Genomic DNA, 22,435 nt, shown 5'->3' with positions numbered 1-22,435 from the left:
CCTGCTGATGCAGGGTTCCGGCAGTAAGATGCAGGCCGTCGTCCGCCGTGATCGCGCCGCTGTTTGTGAACGTTGTCGCGCTGACATCGACGTTATCCGCCCCCAGCGTGGCGGTGCTGGTCAGGGTTCCCGCGCCGATCGTCAGCGCCCCCCGCGTCACCAGTTTTCCGCCCAGCTCTGCGCCTTCAGACGCACTGATCCCCAGCGCGTTTTTGCCCTGCGTCTGCGAATCACTGCCGGTGGTCAGGTGTTGCGTGCTCAGCGCCATATTGCCGTCGGCGGAGAGAAAACCGTTCAGGTCGGCGGTGCCCGCACTGAGGTTCACATCCCCCTGACTGGTCTGGGCGGAACCTGCGCGGGTGCTGAGCGCCGTGGCGCGGAGGTCTGCGCCCTGCGTGCCGGTGAGCGAACCGCCCAGATCCGCCTGCGCGGTGTTCAGCCGGAGCTGACCGTCAGCCAGTAACGTGGCCGCATCGCCGTTTGTCACGCCGTCGCGCACGGTCAGCGTCAGGTCGCCGTTGGTGCCCGTCAGCCCCTGATTATTGAGCTGGTTCAGGGTGAAGGTCTGGTCACCGCCGGACTGCGCCGTGCCGGTATTGGTGAAGGTGCCGCCGTTAAGCTGCTGCGTGCCCAGCGACTGCAACAGGCCGCCGTTGCCGAGCGTGCCGAAACTGAACTGCCCGTTGCGGTTGGCCGCCAGCGTACCGGCGTTGCTGAAATCCCCGGCGGTGAAGTTCAGGTCACGGCCGGCAATCAGGCTGCCCGACCACTGGCCGCCGCTGGCGACGGTGGCCTGTACATCATTCTGCGCCGAGGTTTTACCGCCCTGCGCAGCATTGAGCCGGTCAGCGGTGACTGAGAGATTGCCGCCCGCACGGGTTGTGCCGTCGAGCTGTTGCTGCTGTGCGGATAACTGCATATCGCCGGTGGAGGCCAGCGAGCCTGTACCGGTGACCTGCAATGCGCCGCCGCCTGCCGCCAACGTGTTGCCGTCCAGCACACCGGACACGACAGCGCCATCAGCGGCGGTAAACGATAAATCTTTGTCGCTGTGGATACTGCCTGATGCGCCGACGGAGAGGTCTGTCGCGTTCAGGTCAGCGTTGCCGGTGGTGGAAATCTGGCCGTTAAGCACCTGCTGCCCGGCGGTGAGCTGAATATCCCCGAGGCTGGTGATGAGCGAGTGTTGCCCGGCGTTCAGGGACGTGCTGTTAAGCGTCAGGCCGTTTTTGCCGGTCAGCGTGCCGTCGGCAATCATCTGCCCGCCGCCGAGACTCAGCCGGTCACCGGCAAACAGTGAGCCCTGCTCACCCACCGTCATCTGGCCTGCAACCTGCACACCCAGCCTCTGCTGCGAGCCAATCAGCCCCTGATTATTCAGGGCAGTGGCGGTGATGTTTTGTGCCCCGCCGGACTGCAGTGTGCCGCTGTTGTTCAGCGCCGTGGCCTTCAGGGTCTGCGTGCCCTGCGCCTGTATCAGCCCGCCGTTGGTCAGCGTCTGTGCCTGAAGCTGCACGCCGCCGCCCGCCGCAAGCTGGCCGTTATTGGTGAGGTCACCCGCCGACGTCAGCGTCGTATCGCCGGCCGACTGCTGGGTGCCGTTAAGGGCAATGGCCTGCGCACTGGCGGTCAGTTTGCCGGTGGCAGTGGCGTTACTCAGCATCAGCTTACCGCTGGCGTCAATCTGCATGTCGCCGACCGACGCGTTCAGGTTACCGAGGTTCACCCCGACGCCTTTGTCGCCGGAGACCAGATGAATACGGTTGGCGTACATGCCGCCCAGCGCACCGGTGTCAATCGCCACCGACGGCACGCCTGCGCCGGATACCGGCGTTGCGTTGCCCTGCGCATCCACATGATTCGCGCCCAGGGTGACGTTTAAATCTCTGGCGTACAGCCCGGCGTTAATCTGCGCGGCGCGTGAAATCAGCGAGAAGGCGTCGCTCTGGCGGGCATCCAGCCCCTGACCTTCGACGGTAATGCTGCCCTGCGTGACCTCAAGGGACTGCAGCGAACCGTCCGCGCCCAGCACCGGTTTGCCGGTGGTTAACGTGGCGTTCGGGGTATTGAGGAATCCGCAGCCGTTACAGGTAATGCCGTACGGGTTCGCCACCATGACGTTCGCGGCTTTACCGGCCACTTCCATGTAGCCATTCAGCTGCGACGGGTTGGAGGACACCACCTCGTTAATGATGCCCTTCGCTTCCTGCCCTGCCGTGAGGTTGGGGTTGTTCTGGATAAGGCCGCCGAGCTGGGTCTGCGTGAGCTTGCCGGTGGCGTTGTTGAGGATGAGGCCCTGCTGGCCGACGTTGAAATCATTGTAGGTGTTATGCGAAATCCCGGCCTGATTCGGGGTGGCGATATTGACCACCGGCACACCGTTGGCGGCCTGGTCGGTGCGGGTGTTGCCGCCTGCGACCGTCACGCCTGCCGCAAATGCGGGCACCACAGGCTGCCACACCAGCCAGCCCATCAGCCCGTACGCCAGCACCCTGCGCCATAAGGCAACAGGTTGTTCTTTCGCCGATTTCATCCCCGAATTCCTTCTCGTAAATTTACAATACAATGCCGATACGGTAGTAGACCGTGACGCGGTCCGGCGACAGTGAATCCGGATAGCTCAGCGGCCAGCCGACGGTAAACTGGCTGGAGAAATGTGCATTGGTGCTCGATAAGCCGACCGCCGTGCCCCACAGGGTGCCGGAAGCGTTAGCATCGTGATTGCTGCGTTGCAGATAGCCGCCGTCAAGCGCCGCCACACTGCTGATTTGGCCGAGGAATGGCAGCGTGAACAGCTGAGTGTCCAGTTCGTTGCGCCAGTAACCGCCGTTATCGCCGGAGAGGTATTGTTCTTTGAATCCGCGCACCGAGCTTTCACCGCCAATCGTCAGGCGTTCGCTGCCGTAGAGGCGGTCGTCGCCCCACTGGCCGTAAGCACTGGTCAGCCAGGTGATACGCTGCGTCACCGGGCGGTAATAGCTGGTGGACAACGTCCACTTGGAGAACTCCGCGCGTGGCGCATCGTCGGCTTTCCCCTCGTCACTTTCGCCGCCAAACCATGGGACACCATGGCTGAAGGCCGGATTCAGCGTCGCGTATCCCCCCCAGAGTTTCTGGCTGTGGTTGATCCCGGCGGTCCAGCTGGTCAGGCTGCGCGTGCTGCTGCCGAGCGGGACGTCGTTGAGGTAATTACGGTTGAGGCGGTGAGTTAATCCCAAACTGGCGGCAGTTTTCATGTCACCGTTGCGGAACAACACGCGGGACAGCGTGAAACGGTGCGCCTGGCTGTCGCCGCTGGAGCGCCAGAGATAACCCTGTGATTCGATCGTGCTGAGGTAATCGCTGTAGCTGTAGTTGTAATCAAACAGCCAGTAGCCGTAAGGCAGATTGACGCCGGCCTGTACGCTTTTCGCGTCATGGTCACTCGCCATGTCACTGCTGCGTGACGCGCTGACAAACCACTGGTCGGCCAGCCCGAGCAGGTTATTGCCGGTCAGCGAACCATTCATCTGCCCGGTGCCGGTACTTTTTTGCCCGGAGTTATCGAACCCGGCGCTGGCCTGCAGCGGGAACTCCGGAGTTGACGTCAGATTAACAATGGAATAACCCGGCTGGCCGCCGGGCTGGATTTCAATCTGTACCGGTGTTTTACGCAGCCGGTTAATTTGCTCCATCCCCTGCTCAATATCACGCAGGTTAAGGATTTTTCCGACGAGCCCCGGAAACGCCATCGCCAGCATCACCCCGCGCTGATTTTCCATTTTGATGGCTTCGAGCTTGCCTTCCATGACCGTCAGGCTGAGTGTGTCGGAAGACAAATCCTGCTCGGTGAGAAACGCACGGCTGGTGATATAACCCTGACCGATGTACCAGTCGGAGACCTCTTTCACCAGCGCATTAATCTGGCCGATGCCAAGGCATTGCTGAAGATAAGGCTGAGTCAGTTTTTGTTGTATCCGCGCAGGCATGTGATCGGCACCGCGCAGCGTAATGGTGTGAATATCAAAACAAGGGCCGCCGGGTTTCGGCGCGGTTTGCGGTGCGGGCGTGAGTGGCGTACTGCGTTCCAGTTCCTGACGTTGTTGCTGGTTTTGCAAAAGGAGCTGGCGCTGCTGCTGCTCGATGCTGTCGCGATCTGCCGGGCTGAGCGGTGCGGCATGTACGGTGAGGGAAACGATCAGCGGCAGTGCCATCAGGCCGGTGATTACCCTTCGCCTGGACTGGCGGGCACGAGCCAAAACCAAGCGACCTGATGGTGCAGAAATACTTATGATTTCCATATCCGGGCGTTTTTCCTGTCCAGCACCATGTTCCTTTGCACTTCAATAACCCGGCATCAGAAATGGCTATGGCATTGATTAATGATTAAACATTCAGCTCCTATCGGCACCAGATAAATTTACTTTAGGGTTTTTAAAAAAAATTTAAGCAAAACAGATGTAAAATTGAAATGCCGCGACACATCAGAAAATATGATTTGTAGGGGTATTAGTAAGGCACCGGTGGCCGTCCGTGTTGCACGGGCTGGAGAGATTTTTCACCCATCGCGCTTTCACGACAATAAGCCAATGCGCTGGCGGGTATATTTCCAGTGGCTAAGACGATATATCGCCTGCGGGGAAGTGCAATTTGAGGCGGGTTGAATTCTTATTTATTAAGCGAGATGCACGGTGCGTTAAAATAACGTAAAAAAAAGCCAGAGGTATTTACCTCTGGCTTTTTCGAATAATTTCCCTTTGGGAAAATTACAAACCGTACACCAGGTTTACAGACGTCACGGTATCGGTTTTATCCGGCGCGCTCGCAGGTGGTTTGGTGTTATACGTCACGTCATACGCCACTTTCAATGAGAAGTGAGTATTGATCGCAACGGTCAGCGCAGTTTCTGAGTTCAGCGTGGTTTCATCGTTCGCTAATACTGAGAAGCCCTGCGTGAAACGTGCGGTATCGCTGATCTGATAACCGTAAGTCCCTGAGCCATAAGCCAGAGCACGGGTATTGTTACCGCCCTGTTCGAACTCATCATGACGAACACCAGGACCCGCTTCCAGGTTCAGCGTGTGAACCGGACCGCTCCAGATCTGACGACCATAACCGACAGCCGCAACATCACGGGAACGGTAACCGTTATAACGGTCACTCAGCCAGCTCGCCTGACCAAAGACATAGTTCGCATTGTCAAGGTTATAGCGGGTACGACCACCAGCCTGATATTTCTCGGATGAACGGACACCGGAAGAAGATGTGTTACGCGCAGAACCCCACAGGCTGTAAGCCGTGTTGGTATCAAACCAGGTCATGGTGGTATCAGCATTCAGCGTGGAGTTGCTGGTGTTACCGGTTTGGGCACTGTAACCCGCCTGAACATTACCGTCGAAAGGCTTCTTCGCCTGAGCAGGGTCATCTAAGGCAGTAAAGATTGTGGTGTCTGCAAGGCTTGAAATACTGAACAGCGCTGCACCACAGACGATGGCACAAGCTGGTAAACGACGTACAACCCGAAAAAACATTTTGTTTCCCCAATAAGACTTAAGGCAAATAACGACACTGGAACCACACGATTTATGCCATTAATTAGGATCCGTTAATCAAGCCTGGCAACTCCATTTCGATGGCACATGTATACAAATATTTCTACCGCAACAAATATAACGCACTCAGCCCAGGATATCTTAATAAAGCGGCTTTTTTAGATAGTTCCGAATGACATATATTTCCAGCAATAGAAACATACAAAATCATTACATTTCCCTTCATTGATTTATTATTTCAATGCAGGGCAGTAATAAATCCTAACGTGCCACACTTTACTTCTTTCCTGCCGCTTTGGTTCGAAATGTTACCAGCCGGCAGCGTACAGATTTCCGCCGAACTCTTCGCTGAATCTTGTCCTTTTGAGCGATGCGGGGTAGTTTTGTCCTGATAACATCTTATTTTTGCCTCGGGTTCCTCGAAGGCAGCCTTCAGGAGGAGTGGTCATGGCTTTACAACAAGAGATTATTCAGGCTCTGCACGTTAAACCGCACATCGATGCCGCACAGGAAGTCCGTGTCAGCGTCGATTTTCTCAAAAGTTATCTGCTGGCCCATCCGTTCATCAAGACACTGGTGTTGGGCATCAGCGGCGGGCAAGATTCTACTCTTACCGGCAAACTTTGCCAAACGGCAATTAACGAATTACGTGCGGAAACTGGCGAAGCAGAGTACCAGTTCATCGCCGTGCGTCTGCCATACGGCGTACAGGCGGATGAATCTGACTGTCAGGACGCGATTAGCTTCATTCAGCCGGATCAAGTATTCACCGTAAACATCAAAAATGCCGTACTGGCCAGCGAAGCAACATTGCGCGAAATCGGTATTGAGCTGAGTGATTTCATTAAAGGTAATGAAAAAGCCCGCGAGCGCATGAAAGCTCAGTACAGCATCGCCGGAATGAAAAAAGGCGTTGTTGTCGGGACTGACCACGCCGCCGAAGCCGTGACCGGTTTCTTCACCAAGTACGGCGACGGTGGTACCGACATCAATCCGATTTTCCGTCTGAACAAACGTCAGGGGAAAGCGTTGCTGAAAGCACTGGGTTGTCCGGCACATCTTTATACCAAAGCGCCGACGGCAGATCTGGAAGATAACCGCCCTGCGTTACCGGATGAAGCAGCGCTGGGCGTGACGTATGAACTGATCGACGATTACCTTGAAGGTAAGAAAGTCGATGATAAATATGCCGCGATTATCGAAGGCTGGTATCTGCGTACCGAACATAAACGTCAGCCGCCCGTGACTGTGTTCGACGATTTCTGGAAGAAAAAATAACCCTTCTGGTGCAGGCGAATTGACGGGCACTCACCGGTGTCCGTTTTTATTCACAGCCACCGCAGATTTGATTGTCACAAGCTACTTTCCATTCATTAACGAAATCATTACCCTTAGCGTCCTTTCGGATGACTGACAGTGATGTTTTCAATGCAAAAATTCCTTTTCCTGCTGCTGAGCATGGTGCTCCTTGGCCCTCTGGGTATTGATTTATACCTGCCTGCCATTCCGGCTATTGCCCTCGGCCTGCACAGTTCAGAGGCCGTTATTCAGTCTTCCATTTCACTGTTTATCCTGGTGATGGGGCTTGGGCAACTGATCGCCGGTCCGCTGGTCGATAAATTTGGCCGCCGCCCGATCGCCGTTACCGGCGTGGTCATTTATCTGGCGGGCGCGATGATTGCCGCAACGGCCGGAACCGCCTGGATGTTTCTTTTCTCCCGCGTGGTTCAGGGGCTGGCGGTGTGTTGTACTTCCGTGGTTATTTTCAGCGGCGTGCGCGACCGGATGAGTGGCAATGATGCTGCCCGCGCCTATGGATTCCTGAACGGCACGCTGAACATTATCCCCGCACTGGCCCCGCTGATCGGCGGTTTGATCGCACAGTATTATGGCTGGCGAGCCCCGTTCTGGGCACTGGCCGTCTATACGCTGGCGGTGTTGCTGCTGGTCATTTTCAAACTACCTGAAACACGCCCTGCCGGGACGCAAACCAATGCCGGGCTGCCCTTGCATCAGTATGCCCGCATTTTATCTGACCCGCGTTTCATGACGTTTGCGTTGGTAAATGCGGGCGCGATGGGTATGGCCCTCACCTACGTGTCGCTGGCTCCCACGGTGTTGATGAGCATTGCGGGTCTGACACCACTGCAGTTTTCGCTGGTGTTTGGTGCCAACGGGTTCTGGATTATGGCGATGAGTTTTATCGCCAACCGCATTATCCGTAAAGTGGGACGCCCGGCTTGTCTGAAAACAGGCGGAATTCTGATGTTCGCCGGATGTGCCGGGTTGATCGCCGGGATCACACTGATGGCTCCGGCAGAACAGACCGCGACATGGCTCTATATGCTGCCGGTCGCCAGCGCCTGCGCGGGGCTGGCTTTCCTGATGGGCCCGGCGACCAGCTATGCGCTCGAACCGTTTTCAAATGAGGCAGGGGTGGCCTCTGCACTGGTCGGTTCGGTTCAGATGGCGGGTGGAGCATTATTTGGCTTTATTGCGATGGCGTTGCCTTTACAACCCAAACTGAGTCTGGCGCTGGTGATGCTGGCAGGAGGATGTCTGGCGATGCTGGCGCGCCGCGCCAGTAAGAAATCGACGGGTCAGCTGACCCGTCTGAAAAACTAAAAGCCGTTACCCGACGGTAGTCACCGGTACGCGCGGTGCGAGCGCACTCAGCAGTTCGTAGCCCAGCGTACCGGCGGCGGCCGCCACCGCGTCGACCGGCAAATACCCGCCCCACAGTTCGACCGGTGAACCAATTTGTGCGTGCTGACACGGCGTTAAATCCACCGCCAGCATGTCCATTGACACCGTACCCACCGTTTTTGTTATCACACCGTCGACCCAAACCGGCGTGCCGGAAGGTGCATGTCGCGGATACCCGTCAGCATAACCACAGGCCACAACGCCGATGCGCTGTGGCCCTGCGACGCTGTAGCGTCCGCCGTAGCCCACGCGATCGCCCGCGTTAAGTTCCTGAACGGCAATCAGCTCGCTTTTCAGCGTCATCACCGGCTTTAGTCCGCTATTTTCGATATCCTTCCATTCGCCGCTGGGTGACGCGCCATAAAGAATAATCCCCGGACGGATCCAGTCATAATGCGTATGCGGATGCCAGAGCGTGGCCGCAGAGTTGGCCAGACAACGTGGAGCACGGATGTTCTGCCCTGCCAGGTTAATCGCGGCCATCTGCGCATCTACGCCTTCAACACTGTCGGCGGTAGCAAAATGGCTCATCAGTGTGATTTCGCCCACCTGCTTCAGTTCACGCAACTGCTGCCATGCGGCACCGGCGCACGCGGGCGCAAACCCCAAACGGTTCATCCCGCTGTTGACCTTCAGGTAAACATCCACCGGCCGGGTGAACTGTGCTTCTGCCAATGCTTTAATCTGCCACTCGCTATGTACCGCAGTGGTCAGCCGGTACTTATCCACGATAGCCAGATCCTTCGCGCTGAAGAACCCTTCAAGCAGCAGTATCGGCCCGCGCCAGCCGGACTCACGCAGTAAAACCGCCTCGTTAAAATCAAGCAATGCAAAACCATCAGTGGCAGACAAGCTTTTCCAGATACGTGAAATACCGTGGCCGTAGCCGTTGGCTTTCACTACCGACCAGACTTTGCTGTGAGGTGCATATCCGCGGATAGTGTTCAGGTTTTGAGTTAACGCGGACAAAGATAATGTGGCTGAAATCGGGCGAGGCATACCAGCTCCGGCAAAAAAATAAGATGACGCCCGGGCCGCATAAGACGCTGTACCCGGGCGGAAATTGGCAGCAGGCTCAGCCGACCGGATGCATTTTATGCGGTCCGGCCGGACGGGCGATAAAATCAGGGCTGTAGCGCTCAACGGACAAATCGTCCGAAGGGATTGCCGGTGTCACGCCGGATATAATATCCGACAGCAGTTGCCCTGAACCGCAGGCCATTGTCCAGCCCAGCGTGCCATGCCCGGTATTGAGATAAAGATTTTTAAGGCGTGTACGCCCGACAATCGGCGTACCGTCCGGCGTCATCGGCCGCAGACCTGTCCAGAATGTTGCCTGTTCCACGTTGCCGCCGTTTGGATAAAGGTCTTTCACCACCATTTCCAGTGTTTCGCGGCGCGCCTGCGCCAGTTTAAGGTTGAACCCCACAATCTCGGCCATACCGCCAACACGAATGCGATCGTCAAAACGGGTTATCGCAATTTTATAAGTTTCATCGAGCACGGTAGATACCGGCGCCGAAGCGGGGTCGGTAATCGGAATGGTCAGTGAATAGCCTTTCAGCGGGTAAACCGGAATGGACACCAAATCGGCCAGCAACGCTGTGGAATAAGACCCGAATGCCACCACATAAGCGTCGGCTTTCACGAGCTCATCACCGCACTGCACACCGGTGATTTCGCCGTTTTCCACCAGTAATTTATCGACGGTGCGGTTGAATTCGAATATCACACCTGCCTGGCGAGCCATTTCAGCCAGTTTGCGGGTAAACATCTGGCAGTCGCCGGTTTCATCATTCGGCAAACGCAGGCCACCGGTCAGCTTGTGCGCGACCTGAGCCAGCGCAGGCTCTGCGCTCGCCAGCTGGCCGGACTCCAGCAACTGATACGGCACGCCGGCGTCTTCGAGCACCGCGATATCCTTCGCCGCACTGTCAAACTGCTGTGCAGTTCGGAACAGCTGTAACGTGCCGCCCTGACGCCCTTCATACTGAATGCCGGTATTTTCACGCAGCGCCTTCATGCAGTCACGGCTGTACTCCGCGAGACGTACCATGCGGCTTTTGTTGGTCTGATAGTGGTCCATATTGCAGTTACGCAACATTTGCCACATCCATTTCAGCTGGAACTGTGTCCCGTCAAGGCGGATGGCCAAAGGCGCATGCTTCTGAAACATCCATTTGACGGCCTTGACAGGAACCCCCGGCGCCGCCCACGGTGCGGCGTAGCCCGGTGAGATCTGCCCTGCATTACCTGCGCTGGTTTCTTCTGCCGGGCCGGACTGACGATCGATAACCGTCACCTGATGACCCGCTTTGGCCAGATACCATGCACTGGCGACACCGACCACACCACTGCCTAAAATCACCACACGCATATCGACTCCACTCCACGACAAAACAAAGCATAATATTCTGATGACAGGAAATTAACCTGCCTGATAAAAATCGCCAACACAGGCATTCATAACCGTGAGTTGTTTCACAATTATTTATCGTCTATGACAGCATTTTTTTCAATAGCCAGAAATAAATAACGATAACCCGCAACATTCAGGCTTTCATGTGAGAAAATTATGGTTTTATGATGTCAATGACAGCATTGCTGTCACCATGCATGACGAGTGGCAAAGCGGCTTTTTATGCAGTCATTTATTCTTTAAATTAATCAACAAATCAGAATAAAAAACTAAAAATAGTCGCACGCGTGGCATTCCCTCAGGGAATGTACGGCGCTTTCCTTTCCAGGCTTGCGGGGGTTTATAAAGTGTATTGTTGGCTTGAAAACATGAAGGCCACCCTTAACGGTGGCCTTTGGCTGTGCCGGGCTGGCGTGAAGAGCGGACTTCTCAGGCAGTTGCAGATTCCAGTCTCATCAGAGAGACGGGTTTGAACAGGCCTTTTTGCCCTTCCAGCTCCACACAATTTTCCCGGCGAAGTTCTTCGGGGGAACCGCTTTTCACACGAAACGCGGCAATTTTACCCGTCACGCCCGTTTCAGCATCCATAACGCGGGTGCCCTGGCCGATCCGGTTTCTATATCTGTCATAAGTAAAGGTATTTGCCATTTTCTGACCTCCTTAAGCATCAATAACAAACAACAGCGAACAAATGCTATACCTGTAAAAATCAGCTTTCAATATACAAACCCTGCTAATTATCAGGTTTAATTAGCTGCAGGTGTCCGCCTGAGTTGCCAGCCAAAAAATGTGATGCACATCGCTATCGCTCAATATGTAACCTACACTTCGTGGGATTCATTCTGAACCTCTCTTTTCCGCGATAAGGAGTCCATGTGAACAACTCAAACTTTCTGAAACTTAAAGATGGCACTCAGCTGTTTTATAAGGACTGGGGAAGCGGTCAGCCCGTTGTCTTCAGCCACGGCTGGCCGTTGTCATCGGATGCGTTCGAGGACCAGATGCTGTTTCTGGCAAACAATGGCTATCGTGTCATTGCGCACGACCGTCGCGGGCACGGACGCTCTTCCCAGAGCTGGGAAGGCAATAATATGGATCAATACGGGGATGACGTGGCCGAACTCACCGCTTATCTGGATCTTAAAGATGCCGTACACGTCGGGCATTCCACCGGTGGCGGCGAAGTAGCCCGTTATATCGGACGCCATGGCACTTCACGTGTAGCAAAAGCTGTACTCATTGGTGCAGTACCGCCGATTATGCTGAAAACCGATTTCAATCCTGACGGATTACCGCTCTCCGTTTTCGATGGTATTCGTGACGGTGTCCAGAAAGACCGCTCTCAGTTCTTCCTGGATTTGCCGGATGCGTTCTACGGCTTTAACCGCCCGGGAGCTGCCGTATCGGAAGGCTTGCGTGAAAGTTTCTGGCGTCAGGGCATGCAGGGTTCAATAAAAGCACTTTATGATTGTGTTAAAGCCTTCTCTGAAACGGATCAGCGCGAAGACCTGAAAAAGATGACGATCCCTACGCTTGTGATCTATGGCGATGATGACCAGATTGTCCCGCCGGTTTCTTCGAGCGAAGCCGCGTTGAAGTTACTGCCTGACGGGAAAAGCAAAGTCTACCCTGGCGCTTCTCACGGGCTGTGCAGCACGCATAAAGATCAGATCAACCACGATTTATTAGAATTTATCCGCAATTAGCTCCCCGGTTGTTTTCCCTGATTCTGAATTCCTTCCTCCCAAAGCCTTGCTGTGCAGGGCTTTGGGTTCTTCATTTCCTGCTGATTGACAGTGCCTTTCCTTAAGGATATAGATTTGATCAGGAATGGATTCATGGTGTTTATCTAACAGCACACTCAGATTGAGCTACGATTATCAATGGACGTGCGAAATCTTAAGAAAAGGTTGTGAATCAAACACTCTGTAGCGTCCATAACTGAATGAGGGTGCGGCTTATGACGACAGTGACCCAAAAGCAAAAAACTGAGGACAAACGTCTTAGCGATGGACCGGACTGGACGTTTGAGCTATTGCAGACCTATCTCGAAGAAATCGACAGAGTAGCCAAGTCTTACCGGCTGGATACTTATCCGCATCAAATCGAGATCATCACTTCTGAACAAATGATGGATGCCTATTCCAGCATTGGCATGCCAATCAATTACACTCACTGGTCGTTCGGTAAGAAATTCATTGAAACCGAACAGCTGTATAAGCACGGGCAACAGGGGCTGGCGTATGAAATCGTCATCAACTCCAACCCGTGTATCGCCTATCTGATGGAAGAAAATACCATCACCATGCAGGCGCTGGTCATGGCGCATGCCTGCTACGGGCATAACTCTTTCTTCAAAAATAACTACCTGTTTAAAAGCTGGACAGACGCCAGCTCTATTGTCGACTACCTGCTGTTCGCCAAGCGCTATATCAGCGAATGCGAGGAACGTTACGGTGTCGATGAAGTCGAGCGCCTGCTTGATTCGTGCCACGCCCTGATGAATTACGGCGTTGACCGGTACAAACGTCCGCAAAAAATTTCACTGCAGGAGGAGCTTGCGCGGCAAAAAAGTCGTGAAGAATACCTGCAAAGTCAGGTAAATTCCCTGTGGAAAACTTTGCCACGAAAAGACAGCGTCGATGCACCGGAACAGGCGCGTCGCTTCCCTTCAGAACCCCAGGAAAATCTGCTGTATTTCATGGAAAAAAATGCGCCTCTGCTGGAATCCTGGCAGCGCGAAATTTTGCGTATAGTGCGTAAAATCAGCCAGTATTTTTATCCGCAAAAACAAACTCAGGTCATGAATGAAGGCTGGGCGACATTCTGGCACTACACCATACTGAACCATCTTTATGATGAAGGAAAAGTATCGGATCGCTTCATCTTAGAGTTTCTGCACAGCCATACCAATGTGGTCTACCAGCCACCGTATAACAGCCCGTATTACAGTGGCATAAACCCGTATGCATTGGGTTTTGCAATGATGCAGGACATTAAGCGTATTTGTCAGGAACCGACGGAAGAAGATAAATACTGGTTCCCGGATATCGCCGGTTCAGACTGGCTGGAAACGCTGCATTTTGCGATGCGTGATTTCAAAGATGAAAGCTTTATCAGCCAGTTCCTGTCGCCAAAAGTCATGCGTGATTTCCGTCTGTTTACCGTGCTCGATGATGATCACAATAACTATCTGGAGATCGCCGCAATCCACAACGAAGAAGGTTACCGCGCTATCCGTCAGGAACTGTCGGCGCAGTACAATCTGAGCAACCACGAACCCAATATTCAGGTATGGAATGTCGATTTACGGGGGGACCGTTCGCTAACGTTGCGCTATATTCCGCAAGATCGCGCACCGCTGGATAAAAGCCGTCGTGAAGTGATGAAACATGTCCACCGCCTGTGGGGGTTCGATGTCTTTATTGAGCAACTCAATGAAGACGGCAGTGTAGAATTACTGGAACGCTGCCCGCCCCGCCCTGCACCTCTGTAACTTTCTGCATTTTCAGGCATTAAAAAAGGGCGCTCAGCGCCCTTTTCGTTTAGCGGATCCCTTATCTTTTTTGATCCGTTAAATCACCGGGCATGGCCCCCTGCATGCTGTGCCAGATTTCACCACTCTGACGACCATAATTGCGCACACAATCGACAATCTGTTCGTAGCTTTTTTCGTGGCAAATATCAGACAGCTTTTTATAGAAGGTGATCGCCAGTTTACGCGCTTCCGGATTCGAGAAGTAATAGCGCCCGACGCGGGTATAAAGGCCGCGTAATCCGTTGATAATCAGGCCGTAAATGGGATTGCCTGAAGCAAAAGCCAGACCACGAAAAATGCCGTAGTCCAGCGCCGTAAAGGCTTCCGCGTGGTCTTCAACCTCAGTCGCTTTCGCCAGCACCTGCTGGGTTTCTTCCGGATTGGTGCGCATCGCCTTACGGATAAAAATGGTCGCGATATTGGTACGGACTGACAACAGATTATCAATCAGCTGCGGGACGCTGTCGTGATCCAGACGCGCCAGCGTTTCCAGGATGTTCAGACCTGATGTCTCCCAGAAATTATTCACTTTAGTCGGTTTACCGTGCTGAATGGTCAACCATCCATCCCGCGCAAGCCGTTGTAACACTTCACGCAATGTGGTTCGGGTAACGCCAATGAGTTCTGAAAGCTCTCTCTCGGCTGGCAAAATCGAGCCAGGCGGGAAGCGGCTGTTCCAGATACTTTCGATGATGTACTCTTCGGCAAAACCGGCAGGACTTTGTGCCTTAATAACCATGTTTGTGTCGTTCCGTGTGTGGCTTTTATTAGAGATGCAGATGAGCTCATCATACCAGATGAAAATCCCCTGTTATAGCGCCCGGAAGGAACTAATGTTGAAACTGTGCCGGGGTTGGCAGAATTCCAAATTTCTTAAGGCGTTACATTCCCAGCCTTTCAGGTGGATAATTCTGACCGGAAGATTAAACTGGTCTATCTTTTTGATACATCAGTAAATTACACACAAGGGATCCCCGGATATTATGGAAACGGCCTTCACTCGCGCATTGATAAAAAACTTTCTGGGGCAGTCGCCTGATTGGTACAAAATCACCGTTCTGGCGTTCCTCATTATTAATCCTCTGGTTTTCTTTCTCGTCAGCCCGTTTTTAGCCGGCTGGCTGCTGGTCGTCGAGTTCATTTTCACCCTGGGTATGGCGCTTAAATGTTACCCGCTGCAACCCGGTGGCCTGCTGGCTATTGAAGCGGTCATGATCGGCATGACCAGCGCGGACCGTATCCGCGAAGAAATTTCAGCTAACATGGAAGTCATCCTGTTGCTGATCTTCATGGTCGCAGGCATTTACTTCATGAAGCAGCTACTTCTTACGGTTTTCACTAAACTGCTGCTGAATCTGCGCAATAAAATTGCCCTTTCCCTGGCGTTCTGTTTTGCCGCCGCCTTTCTTTCAGCCTTCCTTGACGCCCTGACCGTTATTGCCGTCGTCATCAGCGTCTCCGTGGGTTTTTATACGATTTACCACAACGTAGCATCAAATAAGTCTGAATTTGACGACCTGAATGATGACACGTCATTTACCGGCAGCCAGCAGCATCAGGCCATCCTTGAACAGTTTCGCGCATTCTTACGCAGCCTGATGATGCATGCGGGTGTTGGCACGGCGCTGGGCGGTGTGATGACGATGGTCGGTGAGCCACAAAATCTGATCATCGCAAAAGCCGCCGGATGGCAGTTCACCGATTTTCTGATCCGCATGTCACCGGTGAGCGTACCGGTGTTCATCTGCGGCTTTATTGTTTGTGCGCTGGTTGAGCGTTTCCGCCTGTTTGGTTACGGCGCACCCTTGCCGCAGCCTGTTTTTGACGTCCTTAAGGCGTTCGATCAAAAAAACAGTGAGAATAAAACCCGCCAGGAGCAGCTCAGGCTGGTCGTTCAGGCAGTGATTGGTGTCTGGCTGATTGCCGCGCTGGCTTTCCATCTGGCAGAAGTTGGCCTGATCGGTCTTTCTGTGATTATCTTCGCCACGGCATTTTGCGGGATAACCGACGAGCATGCGATCGGCAAGGCTTTTCAGGATTCCCTGCCCTTTACCGCCCTGCTGACGGTTTTCTTTGCCATTGTCGCGGTCATTGTCGAACAACATCTGTTCAGCCCGATTATTCACTTCGTGCTTCAGGCTGCGCCATCTAACCAGCTGTCCCTGTTCTATTTGTTCAATGGTTTGCTTTCATCAGTATCTGATAATGTTTTCGTCGGCACCGTTTATATCAATGAAGCCCGGTCTGCGCTGCAAAGTGGTGCGATTGACCTGAAACAGTTTGAGATGCTGGCCGTCGCCATTAACACCGGGACGAACCTGCCTTCGGTGGCGACACCCAACGGCCAGGCGGCGTTCCTGTTTCTGCTGACTTCCGCTCTTGCCCCGCTGATCCGCCTGTCTTATGGCCGGATGGTCTGGATGGCATTACCTTATACCGTCGTAATGACGCTGGTCGGTCTGCTGTGTGTGCAATACCTGTTACCGGATATGACTCAGTGGTATACCGATATGGGCTGGCTGAGCCTCCCACCGGCCAATGAGGTCATTCGGGTGCACTGAACGGGGCCCGGATTGCGTGAGTCATTCCATGCACTCCCTGCAACCCAGAAAATAAGCGAAATTAAAGTCGAATTGTCCGATTTATATTAATTATTTACCTAATATTTATTCTGACAGGCTGGCAGCGGGGTGCAATTGGTTTACACTGCGTGTCAGTCGCTAACTGCAGGGAAAATTTTTCTATGTTGCAATATCTTAACCGCTGTTCACAAGGCCGCGGTGCATGGCTTCTGATGGCGCTGACCGCACTGGCCCTTGAGCTGGTCGCATTGTATTTCCAGCACGTGATGTTACTTAAACCCTGTGTCATGTGTATTTATGAGCGTTGCGCTTTGATGGGTATCCTGGCTGCAGGCCTGGTGGGCGCTATCGCACCAGCCACCTGGCTACGCTACGCCGGTATCCTCATCTGGCTTTACAGCGCTTACGAAGGGATCCGGCTGTCATGGGAACACACGATGATCCAGTTGCACCCTTCTCCGTTTGCCACCTGCGATTTTGCAGCCCGCTTCCCAACCTGGCTGCCGCTGGATAAATGGTTCCCGTGGATGTTCATCGCCAGTGGCGATTGTGCAGAAAAACAGTGGGAATTCCTGTCATTAGGCATGCCTGAATGGCTGGTTGTGATTTTCAGCGTGTTTATGGTTATCGCTATTTTGGTTCTGATTGCCCAATTCGTAAAACCTAAACGCCGCGATTTGTTTGGCCGTTAATTCAGCCAGGCTGAAGTAGAAAAGCGCCTCAGGGCGCTTTTTTTTATGGGATTTTTCAGCAGAAATTAAAAACCTCTGCTGAACGAAAAAAGACCGATAGTTGTAAAACAGCCAATGAGTTCTATGCTACCAAGGCTAAAGGGATCAACAGAGGAAGAGATATGGTTGTTAAAGGGTTTTCAAAGGGTTTCTTTATTATGATCCTTTTCATTGTGACATTAGCCTTTCTGGATGTATTAAGGCCTTACTATTCCTCCGTACTATGGGCGATTATTCTGGCGGTCATTTTTAATCCGATGAAAAACCGGCTGAAACAATTAGTCGGTGACCGCAACGGCCTGATCTCACTGCTGACCGTGCTGATCATTTGTCTGATTGTTTTCACACCGCTGGCGATTATTACCTCTTCGCTGGCCATTGAATTCAATACGGTTTACACAAAACTTCAGGGTAATGAATCACAGTTGCCAACGCTGGTATCCGACACCATTCATCATTTGCCAAGATGGGCACGTCATTTCCTCGCCGACCACAATTTAGACAGCACGCCTGAAATTCAGAAAAAACTTTCAGACGTTGCATTACAGGGAAGCCAGTATCTGGCGGGCAGCGTTTTCGTGATTGGTAAGAGCACATTCGGATTTGTCGTTGGTTTCGGCATCATGCTGTATATCCTGTTCTTCCTGATTAAAGACGGCGCGTATTTGGTTAATCTGACGCTGGAAGCCCTGCCGCTTTCCCGCCATGTGAAGCATCATCTGTTCATGAAGTTTGCCGCCGTTTCGCGCGCAACGGTGAAAGGCACGGTGGTGGTAGCGATCGTTCAGGGTGCACTCGGCGGGCTGGCGTTCTACATTGCAGGGCTCGATGGCAGCCTGCTGTGGGGCGCACTGATGGCGTTTCTGTCGATTATTCCTGCAGTCGGTTCAGCGATCATTTGGGTCCCGGCTACGATCTACTTCTTCGCCTCCGGGATGCTCTGGCAGGGAATATTCCTCATCGTCTTCTTCGTCGTAGTTATCGGCCTGGTCGATAACATTCTGCGTCCGTTGCTGGTCGGCAAAGACACCAAAATGCCAGATTATCTCATTCTGATCACCACGCTGGGCGGGATGGAAGTCTATGGTATCAACGGCTTTGTTATCGGTCCGCTGATTGCTGCCCTGTTCATCGCCTGCTGGAATATTCTTTCCGGACGCGAGCATCAGAATAATACCGATATGATTGGCGAAGACTTTATCGAAGAAGGGAAAAACCACCCGGACGCGGATAAAACCGCACCGTAAACTATTACCGGTTTAACCCCATCAATGAGCGGCCTGTGCAGCCGCTCATTTTTTTCAAATTTCATTATGAAGATTTTCGAACCTGGCGTAGAAATGTGGAGGCGATTCAAAATTTGTCTCTGAAGGGGTAGCAATGAAAAATATTATCTTAAGCATGGTCGCAAAGATTTCCCGGATGGAGGTGGATGCAAAGCAACTGACCGCACAGGTTGAGGCTCAGTCGCTTTTACTGAGCGCCGTGTTTCTCACTGTGGGCAAAAATGGCGGTTCGCAGGAAGCCATCGAAAGCGTAAACAAAGCGATCAATTCCGTACTGGACTCCGCAGATGATGTGCTTAAATCGGATGCCAAACTTTTGTTTGAACAATTCCAGGCGCTGATTGAAATTACGCGACTGATCGATAAAGCCGACCCGGAACTGGATGCTGAGGCACTGAATGCATTAAATAGGGTCAGACCCGATTCAGAAATATAAAAATGAATGTATGATAACGATTACGCCCTGGCGGTCGCCGGGGCTTTTTTATGTCTAAAATCAGAGGTGATAGCAAATATGGGGTTAGAACGTTTAAACAAACTCCCGGTTTGGGCCGTTTGGGTTATCTGCGTGACAGCCTGTGTCGCGTTCTGGGTTATTGCGGGAACGGTAGTCTACGGAATTTTTAAGTAAAAATGGCATCCCGATTACACGGGAGAGGCAGGGAATCAGAAGGATTTTGAACTCCACGTAGCGGGCCATGCCCCGTCTCTGCCCCATACACTCACGCCGGAAATTCTTTCTTCTTTCCCTTCAACGGCTTATCTCGCCCAGCTTGGCTTATTCATAATATGATCCTGCCAGTCTTCAACGTCGTCTTCGCGAACGGCGATATAACGAACGGAGATTTGTGCCGTGTGCATCGCCGATTTAGAGGCTTTATTCAGCAGCGGATGCCACGGCAGCAACGGACGACCTTCGCCGATCAGGCGATAAGCACACGTCGGCGGCAGCCAGTCAAAGGTGGTCAGGTTTTCGCGGGTCAGCTTGATGCAGTCTTCTTCAAGCGTAAAACGACGCTCGTAGTTACGGCACTGACAGGATTTGATATTGAGCTGGTTACAGGCAACGTTGGTGAAGTAAATTTCTTCGGTATCTTCATCAATCAGCTTATGTAAGCAGCATTGTCCGCAGCCGTCGCACAATGCTTCCCATTCTTCGTCAGTCATTTCAGACAGCGTTTTTTGCTGCCAAAAAGCGGGTTCAGTCATAATGTGCATCCGGTATAAATAAAATGAGGGTGCTTATATAGACGCTTTAGCCTGCAGATGCAAGTAAAGCCGCCGGAAAGCTGCTCCGGCGGAGAGAGGATTTGTTTCAGATCACGCGGGTTGAAACAGCCTTACCGTTAAGTGTAGCCACAATTTCGTCACCCGCTTTCAGCGGCCCGACGCCCTGCGGTGTACCGGTCAGAATGATATCGCCAGCACGCAGCGTGAAATAACGGCTCATGTAAGCGATAAGCGGCAGCAGTGGCGTCAGCATGTTACGGGTATTGCCTTCCTGCCGAGCTTCACCGTTCACCACAAGTTGCAAATCAGCCTGTTGTGCGTCACCAAATTCACTGACCGGAATGAATCCGCTAATCGGACAAGAACCATCGAAGCCCTTGGCTTTTTCCCAAGGCTGCCCTGCCGCTTTGAATTTTGTCTGCAAATCGCGCAGCGTTAAATCCAGCGCCAGCGCATAACCGGCAATAGCATTTGCAACGCGGTCTTCCGTAGCCTGTTTGAGTGGCGTGCCGATAAGTACGGCCAGCTCAATTTCGTGATGTACCGAACCCAAATCTTTCGGAATAGCGAGCGGCTGACGGATATCGCACAGCGCCGTTTCCGGTTTGATAAACACCACCGGCTCGGCTGAGACCTGGCTGCCCATCTCTTTGATGTGATCGGCGTAGTTGTTACCCACACACACGACTTTATTCACCGGGAAATCCAGTAACGCGCCGTGCCAGTCTCTGTGTTGATACATACAGCCACTCCTTTTTAGGAAAATCAGCCGCTGAACGGATTTCGCGGGGTTGGCGCTAGCGGTGCAGAAGGTGCAGGTGTGGCAGCCGGAGCGGTTTCACCTGAAACAACCGGCACCTGAGAGCCCATAATGCCATCCGCCATCATTCCGATACTCAGCGCGAAATAGGTTGAACGGTTCCAGTGCATAATCGTACGGAAGTTATCGTAAACCAGGAACGCACGCCCTTGTGTGTCATCTGGTGTGATGATCCACGACCGGGTCGCCGCTGACGCCAGCGGGCTGCCATCTACCTGCGTGATGCCCATTTGCTGCCAGTAGCTGGCCGGATGCATCTGGTTATTTTTCAGGCCCGCAAGGCTGCCATCAAAACCAGCCGGTAATTTGACTTCCTGGCCCCAGCCCTGATTGCCCTTCCAGCCTTCTTTCGAAAGATAATTGGCGGTAGAGGCAAAAACGTCGTCCGTATTTTTCCAGATATCGATCTTACCGTCGCCATTTCCATCAGCGCCATAAGTCAGGTAAGAGCTTGGCATAAATTGCGATTGCCCCATCGCCCCGGCCCAGGAGCCTTTCATCATGTCGCGGGTAGCATGGCCGGAATCAACAATTTTAAGTGCAGACATAAATTCTTTGGTGAAGAAGGCCTCGCGCCGCCCTTCAAATGCCAGCGTTGCCAGCGCGGAGAAGACATCTTCTTTACCCTGGATTTTACCGAAGCTGCTTTCCATCGCCCACAGCGCCACGATGTATTGCGGCTGAACGCCGTAACGGTCGCTGACCTGCTGAAGAGCAGGTAAATTATTCTGGTATTGCGTCTGGCCCTGTTTGATTTTCCACTCCGGCAATACGCGGGTCAGATAATCATCGAGCGTGATTTTCTTTTCCAACTGGTTGCGATCGGAGTTAATCACACGATCTACAAAATGAATATCCGCGAAAGTACTGTCGATGGTTTGCTGGCTGATGCCCTGCGCCAGCGCCTGTGCTTTCAACGTTTGAACATAGGCGGGGAACTCGGCAGGGTCTCTGCCCTGTTCAGCCAGGGACGTCTTTCCGGAAGGCGTTGCGGGTGCGACAGCGGGCGCTTGCGCCGCTGCGGCAGGCTGAGAGGCTGTTTGCCCGGAAGTTGCTTTCTGTGCTGCACAACCACTGAGGATAATCAGAGGCGTTAACACGGCCAGTGCCGACAATTTCATCAAATTTTTCCTTTTGACATCTGCAAATAATTCATCGTTGTAAGCTTTAGGTACTACAACGATGAATGCAAGTCATGGCGTCTGAAAGTTCGGGGAATACCGGAACAAATGTCAGGAAATTGTTATTTGCTGGCGTCGTTCAGATGAATATTCAATAAACTTTCTGCCGGAGGTGGAACTTGCAGATAATAACCCTGCTCCCCGAGAGACTGGCGTACTTTGGTAATATCTGCAGTAGCGAGTTTTTCGCGGTCGGCCAGATTGAGCATCATTGAGAACTGCGGCACACCAAAACCTTTCAGTAATTCTTCGGGCACACGGGAGAAATCGTCTCTTTTTTCGACATACAGATAAGTCTGGTCGCGTTTAGTACTTCTATAGATCACACAAAGCATTTTTTTAACTCTATTTTATTGAAACGGTGGCTTGCCTAGATATAACTGTGACTATAACATGCTTATCGTACATCGG

At 52.9% G+C, this 22,435-nt stretch carries 19 protein-coding genes; 8 read left to right on the top strand and 11 right to left on the bottom strand.

All coding sequences use genetic code 11. The features are described from left to right. The 3 genes from CWS43_RS25940 to CWS43_RS25930 form a co-directional block, all read right to left on the bottom strand. Positions 1-2,533, bottom strand: a 2,533-nt coding sequence (locus tag CWS43_RS25940) for a filamentous hemagglutinin N-terminal domain-containing protein (RefSeq protein ID WP_157825439.1), incomplete at its 3' end; no start/stop codon positions are given. 22 nt (positions 2,534-2,555) lie between these two features. Further along, a complete protein-coding gene (locus CWS43_RS25935; RefSeq protein ID WP_232777227.1) occupies positions 2,556-4,193 on the bottom strand; it encodes a ShlB/FhaC/HecB family hemolysin secretion/activation protein in 1,638 nt (545 codons plus the stop codon). Between the two features lie 552 nt (positions 4,194-4,745). Further along, positions 4,746-5,510 (bottom strand): YdiY family protein, encoded by a 765-nt coding sequence (locus CWS43_RS25930; protein WP_101080031.1) that lies wholly within the window; start codon positions 5,508-5,510, stop codon positions 4,746-4,748. 468 nt (positions 5,511-5,978) lie between these two features. Here CWS43_RS25930 and nadE point away from each other — a divergent pair, with 468 nt between their 5' ends. Together nadE and CWS43_RS25920 are read left to right on the top strand one after the other, a co-directional pair. Next, entirely contained in the window at positions 5,979-6,809 is an 831-nt protein-coding gene (gene nadE / locus CWS43_RS25925) for an ammonia-dependent NAD(+) synthetase (RefSeq protein ID WP_101080030.1), read from the top strand. 150 nt (positions 6,810-6,959) lie between these two features. Continuing rightward, positions 6,960-8,156, top strand: coding sequence for a multidrug effflux MFS transporter (locus tag CWS43_RS25920; protein WP_101080036.1), 1,197 nt, complete (start codon positions 6,960-6,962; stop codon positions 8,154-8,156). Between the two features lie 6 nt (positions 8,157-8,162). Here CWS43_RS25920 and dadX read toward each other — a convergent pair whose 3' ends face one another. The 3 genes from dadX to ydfZ form a co-directional block, all read right to left on the bottom strand. Continuing rightward, complete coding sequence (gene dadX / locus CWS43_RS25915) at positions 8,163-9,236, bottom strand: catabolic alanine racemase DadX (protein WP_101080029.1); 1,074 nt, start codon at positions 9,234-9,236, stop codon at positions 8,163-8,165. 76 nt (positions 9,237-9,312) lie between these two features. Beyond that, positions 9,313-10,614: a D-amino acid dehydrogenase gene (locus CWS43_RS25910; protein ID WP_101080028.1), complete on the bottom strand. Its 1,302-nt coding sequence runs from the start codon at positions 10,612-10,614 to the stop codon at positions 9,313-9,315. Between the two features lie 471 nt (positions 10,615-11,085). Continuing rightward, positions 11,086-11,304, bottom strand: a complete 219-nt coding sequence (ydfZ, locus tag CWS43_RS25905; RefSeq protein ID WP_101080027.1) for a putative selenium delivery protein YdfZ — start codon at positions 11,302-11,304, stop codon at positions 11,086-11,088. A gap of 227 nt (positions 11,305-11,531) precedes the next feature. On the opposite strand from ydfZ, the gene CWS43_RS25900 reads away from it, so the two are divergent. Together CWS43_RS25900 and CWS43_RS25895 are read left to right on the top strand one after the other, a co-directional pair. Next, complete coding sequence (locus tag CWS43_RS25900; protein WP_101080026.1) at positions 11,532-12,362, top strand: alpha/beta fold hydrolase; 831 nt, start codon at positions 11,532-11,534, stop codon at positions 12,360-12,362. A 254-nt stretch (positions 12,363-12,616) separates the two neighbouring features. Further along, positions 12,617-14,152: a SpoVR family protein gene (locus CWS43_RS25895; RefSeq protein WP_101080025.1), complete on the top strand. Its 1,536-nt coding sequence runs from the start codon at positions 12,617-12,619 to the stop codon at positions 14,150-14,152. A 61-nt stretch (positions 14,153-14,213) separates the two neighbouring features. Here CWS43_RS25895 and fadR read toward each other — a convergent pair whose 3' ends face one another. Further along, the gene (fadR, locus tag CWS43_RS25890) at positions 14,214-14,933 is read right to left on the bottom strand and encodes a fatty acid metabolism transcriptional regulator FadR (protein ID WP_101080024.1); all 720 of its coding nucleotides are present in this window, start codon (positions 14,931-14,933) and stop codon (positions 14,214-14,216) included. A gap of 244 nt (positions 14,934-15,177) precedes the next feature. Between fadR and nhaB the strand changes: the two genes are divergently transcribed. From nhaB to iraP, 4 genes are all read left to right on the top strand, one after another. Further along, a complete protein-coding gene (nhaB, locus tag CWS43_RS25885) occupies positions 15,178-16,755 on the top strand; it encodes a sodium/proton antiporter NhaB (protein ID WP_101080023.1) in 1,578 nt (525 codons plus the stop codon). A gap of 182 nt (positions 16,756-16,937) precedes the next feature. Beyond that, entirely contained in the window at positions 16,938-17,468 is a 531-nt protein-coding gene (gene dsbB / locus CWS43_RS25880) for a disulfide bond formation protein DsbB (RefSeq protein WP_101080022.1), read from the top strand. A gap of 161 nt (positions 17,469-17,629) precedes the next feature. Further along, on the top strand, positions 17,630-18,754 hold the full coding sequence (locus CWS43_RS25875) for an AI-2E family transporter (protein WP_101080021.1): 1,125 nt from the start codon (positions 17,630-17,632) through the stop codon (positions 18,752-18,754). A 133-nt stretch (positions 18,755-18,887) separates the two neighbouring features. Further along, positions 18,888-19,229: an anti-adapter protein IraP gene (gene iraP, locus CWS43_RS25870; protein ID WP_101080020.1), complete on the top strand. Its 342-nt coding sequence runs from the start codon at positions 18,888-18,890 to the stop codon at positions 19,227-19,229. A 323-nt stretch (positions 19,230-19,552) separates the two neighbouring features. Here the strand turns inward: iraP and CWS43_RS25860 are convergent, their stop codons facing one another. The 4 genes from CWS43_RS25860 to CWS43_RS25845 form a co-directional block, all read right to left on the bottom strand. Next, positions 19,553-20,002 carry a YcgN family cysteine cluster protein gene (locus CWS43_RS25860; RefSeq protein WP_101080018.1) on the bottom strand — a complete coding sequence of 150 codons (450 nt, stop codon included), beginning with the start codon at positions 20,000-20,002 and terminating at the stop codon, positions 19,553-19,555. Between the two features lie 106 nt (positions 20,003-20,108). After that, on the bottom strand, positions 20,109-20,765 hold the full coding sequence (locus CWS43_RS25855; RefSeq protein WP_101080017.1) for a fumarylacetoacetate hydrolase family protein: 657 nt from the start codon (positions 20,763-20,765) through the stop codon (positions 20,109-20,111). 23 nt (positions 20,766-20,788) lie between these two features. After that, positions 20,789-21,964, bottom strand: a complete 1,176-nt coding sequence (locus tag CWS43_RS25850) for a lytic transglycosylase domain-containing protein (protein ID WP_101080016.1) — start codon at positions 21,962-21,964, stop codon at positions 20,789-20,791. A 122-nt stretch (positions 21,965-22,086) separates the two neighbouring features. Next, complete coding sequence (locus tag CWS43_RS25845) at positions 22,087-22,359, bottom strand: YcgL domain-containing protein (RefSeq protein ID WP_101080015.1); 273 nt, start codon at positions 22,357-22,359, stop codon at positions 22,087-22,089. Between the last annotated feature and the right edge of the window lie 76 nt (positions 22,360-22,435).

The sequence above is a fragment of the Rahnella sp. AA genome (assembly GCF_002834385.1).
In the GTDB taxonomy this organism is placed as follows: domain Bacteria; phylum Pseudomonadota; class Gammaproteobacteria; order Enterobacterales; family Enterobacteriaceae; genus Rahnella.
The sequence above is the reverse complement of the archived record's forward strand: the minus strand, read 5'-3'. Positions and strand labels throughout refer to the sequence as shown.

Excerpts from the sequence above, each read along its gene's own strand:
- CWS43_RS25935 (WP_232777227.1), bottom strand. The coding sequence starts at position 4,193 with ATGGCACTGCCGCTGATCGTTTCCCTCACCGTACATGCCGCACCGCTC.
- CWS43_RS25930 (WP_101080031.1), bottom strand. The coding sequence starts at position 5,510 with ATGTTTTTTCGGGTTGTACGTCGTTTACCAGCTTGTGCCATCGTCTGT.
- nadE (WP_101080030.1), top strand. The coding sequence starts at position 5,979 with ATGGCTTTACAACAAGAGATTATTCAGGCTCTGCACGTTAAACCGCAC.
- CWS43_RS25920 (WP_101080036.1), top strand. The coding sequence starts at position 6,960 with ATGCAAAAATTCCTTTTCCTGCTGCTGAGCATGGTGCTCCTTGGCCCT.
- dadX (WP_101080029.1), bottom strand. The coding sequence starts at position 9,236 with ATGCCTCGCCCGATTTCAGCCACATTATCTTTGTCCGCGTTAACTCAA.
- CWS43_RS25910 (WP_101080028.1), bottom strand. The coding sequence starts at position 10,614 with ATGCGTGTGGTGATTTTAGGCAGTGGTGTGGTCGGTGTCGCCAGTGCA.
- ydfZ (WP_101080027.1), bottom strand. The coding sequence starts at position 11,304 with ATGGCAAATACCTTTACTTATGACAGATATAGAAACCGGATCGGCCAG.
- CWS43_RS25895 (WP_101080025.1), top strand. The coding sequence starts at position 12,617 with ATGACGACAGTGACCCAAAAGCAAAAAACTGAGGACAAACGTCTTAGC.
- fadR (WP_101080024.1), bottom strand. The coding sequence starts at position 14,933 with ATGGTTATTAAGGCACAAAGTCCTGCCGGTTTTGCCGAAGAGTACATC.
- nhaB (WP_101080023.1), top strand. The coding sequence starts at position 15,178 with ATGGAAACGGCCTTCACTCGCGCATTGATAAAAAACTTTCTGGGGCAG.
- dsbB (WP_101080022.1), top strand. The coding sequence starts at position 16,938 with ATGTTGCAATATCTTAACCGCTGTTCACAAGGCCGCGGTGCATGGCTT.
- CWS43_RS25875 (WP_101080021.1), top strand. The coding sequence starts at position 17,630 with ATGGTTGTTAAAGGGTTTTCAAAGGGTTTCTTTATTATGATCCTTTTC.
- iraP (WP_101080020.1), top strand. The coding sequence starts at position 18,888 with ATGAAAAATATTATCTTAAGCATGGTCGCAAAGATTTCCCGGATGGAG.
- CWS43_RS25860 (WP_101080018.1), bottom strand. The coding sequence starts at position 20,002 with ATGACTGAACCCGCTTTTTGGCAGCAAAAAACGCTGTCTGAAATGACT.
- CWS43_RS25855 (WP_101080017.1), bottom strand. The coding sequence starts at position 20,765 with ATGTATCAACACAGAGACTGGCACGGCGCGTTACTGGATTTCCCGGTG.
- CWS43_RS25850 (WP_101080016.1), bottom strand. The coding sequence starts at position 21,964 with ATGAAATTGTCGGCACTGGCCGTGTTAACGCCTCTGATTATCCTCAGT.
- CWS43_RS25845 (WP_101080015.1), bottom strand. The coding sequence starts at position 22,359 with ATGCTTTGTGTGATCTATAGAAGTACTAAACGCGACCAGACTTATCTG.